Origin of the sequence: Bradyrhizobium sp. CCBAU 11361, from assembly GCF_028128935.1 — a bacterium.
In the GTDB taxonomy this organism is placed as follows: Bacteria; Pseudomonadota; Alphaproteobacteria; order Rhizobiales; family Xanthobacteraceae; genus Bradyrhizobium; species Bradyrhizobium niftali.
Window position 1 is genome coordinate 1 of record NZ_LBJZ01000102.1, and the last position, 2302, is coordinate 2302.

The 2302-nt window shown below is 63.1% G+C and carries 2 protein-coding genes; both read right to left on the minus strand.

The genetic code is table 11. The features are described 5' to 3' along the window. Positions 1-20 precede the first annotated feature (20 nt). Positions 21-2090, minus strand: a complete 2070-nt coding sequence (locus XI08_RS10080) for a recombinase family protein (RefSeq protein WP_271574298.1) — start codon at positions 2088-2090, stop codon at positions 21-23. After that, a partial coding sequence (locus XI08_RS10085) for a hypothetical protein (protein ID WP_271574299.1) occupies positions 2080-2302 on the minus strand: 223 nt, incomplete at its 5' end. The genes XI08_RS10080 and XI08_RS10085, both read right to left, overlap by 11 nt.

Below are 2302 nucleotides of genomic sequence, written 5' to 3' on the forward strand. Positions count from 1 at the left end.
GCATCAGAACACCCATCTGGCTATGTGATTGAAGAGAAGAGATTTTGTTGAGCGGGATGCGATCCCGCGGGGTATTTTGGGTTCTGTCGCGCTCGTTCGGCGATAGATTGAGCGGCAGTTGTCATCAGCCAGGTGTGGGCGAAGATCCAAGGACCATCCGGCAGAGGATGGATGGATTCGATCTCGCCGGCTTCAGCGGCCAGCCGGAGCGTCTTGGGCGCGATCTTCAGGAGCTTTGCGGCGTTGCCAAGATTGAGCCATGGCTCGATCCCGTCCTCGGCAGGCTTGAACACCGGGATGTGGTAGTTCGAGCGCATTGATGTGACGCGCTCGCGGGTCCAGCGATTGCCGTTACCGGTCTTGAGGCCGTTGCGATTGAGGAGGCCGGCAATCAGATCGTCGCTGGCGATCAGCACCAGTTGACGCACGGCCTGGACGATATCGGCAGAGGTGCTGTTGCGCTGTCCGCGACGGCGCTTCGGCAAGCGCAACTCGCTGTGGGCGCCCCCCACCCAATGGACGATGAGAACGATCTCCGAGGCCGCGTCGTCGATATCGGCCACGACCTCATGGATGAGGGTGCGCACAATGCGCTTCTTGAGGCGAGCATCCGTCGTCGGCGCATCCCAGACCGTTTTGAGGTTCGAGGCCAGAACGCCGAACGAGGCTGGATCGGCAATGGGTGCGGGCGCTGCCGCATCATGCATGGCGATCTTGGCCTCAACCTCCGCCGCGTGAGCGAGCGCTCTGTTCCAGCGGGCTTCCAGCTCACTGGCCACCATCCGGTTCGCGGGATCAGCGGCATCGTATTGCCGGAAAGCCCTGTCGGCGGCATAGCGCGCCGCTTCGAGGTCGCGACTGAGGGCATCGCGTACCTGATCGCGCCGTTCCCTGGCCCCCTTGGCGGCAGCGGTTGCGGCAGCGACAGCGCCCGGACCGACGACTCCAAGCAGTGCTTCCTCGATGGCGTCATCGACGCGCAGTCCGCCGAAGGCGATGCAGTGGGCCCCGCCATTGTCCATCCAGGCGCGGCTGCAGCTGTAGCGCGGGATATGGTTTTCCATGCCGGAGTACCGGATTGTGAGCTTGCGACCGCAGCGCTTGCAGCGGATCAGACCGGCCAGCAGCGCGTCACCATGCTTGGGCGCGCCGTGATGCCGACTGGTGGGAACATTGCTGCTGATCATGGTGCGAATCGCCTCGAACTTCTCCCAGCTCACATACCCTTCGTGAGTGTTGGGCTTCAGCGTCAGCCATTCGTTCCGCGCCTTGCGGCGGATCTTCACGCTCACGCCCGCGGTGCTGTATCCCGCCGCCACAGCTGTCTTACCATAGGCATAGGCGCCGCCGTAGACCGGGTTCTCAATGATCCGGTGGATGGCAGAGTAGTTTGGTCGCCGCCAGGCCGTGTCGCCGTTGGACTGCTTCACCGGCAGATCGAGATTGTACTCGTGGAGCCAGCAGAGCGCCTGTCGCGCGCTGCCCAGTTCCTCGACCTTGTCGAACACCAGCTTGATCGCTTCCTGGACGCGCCGATCCGGATCTTTCTCGTAACGGTCGCCGGCCTTCACGAAGCCGACCGGCGCTGTCACAACCAACTCGCCCCGGCGCGCCTTCTCGTAGCGGGCCGAGAGCGAGCGCTGGCGCAACAGATCCAGCTCGTACTCGTTGAGGCTGCCCTTGAGCCCGAGCAGCAGGCGGTCGTTGCCGTGCCTTGGCGCATAGATGGTCTCTTGATCGACCAGAACGGTATCGACCACGCGGCACATCTCGATGAGTTGCTGCCAATCCCGGCTGTTGCGGGCGAAGCGCGAAACCTCGCGGGCGCAAACCGCACCAACCTTGCCGAGGCAGACCTCCGCCACCATTCGCTCGAATCCGGCGCGTTGTATGCCGCCGGCGGCTGAACGACCGAGATCATCATCGATCACTTCAATTTCTGACCACCCGAGTGCCGTCAGCCGGTCTCGCATGGCGTATTGGAGCGCGCTGCTCTCGCGATTGTGCAACACCTGATGGGCCGAAGACTGACGCACATAAAGAATCGCCTTGCGCTCCAGATGATGAGGCCTGACCTTGTCAGAGATCATGATCGACCTCCTTCGCGGGCGGCGTCGCTGTCATCGCTGCATGGTCGAGGATCAACTGCGTCATCAGGCTCGTGAGCGCTGCCCGCGCTTCTGCGGGCAGATCCAGCCATGTGGGCGCGCCGATGGCGCCGTTCGACAGGCCACTCCCAAACAGATCCATCTGCTGCTGCGGCCGCGGTTGTCGATTGTGTCGGTATCCGCTCGCTGGCACT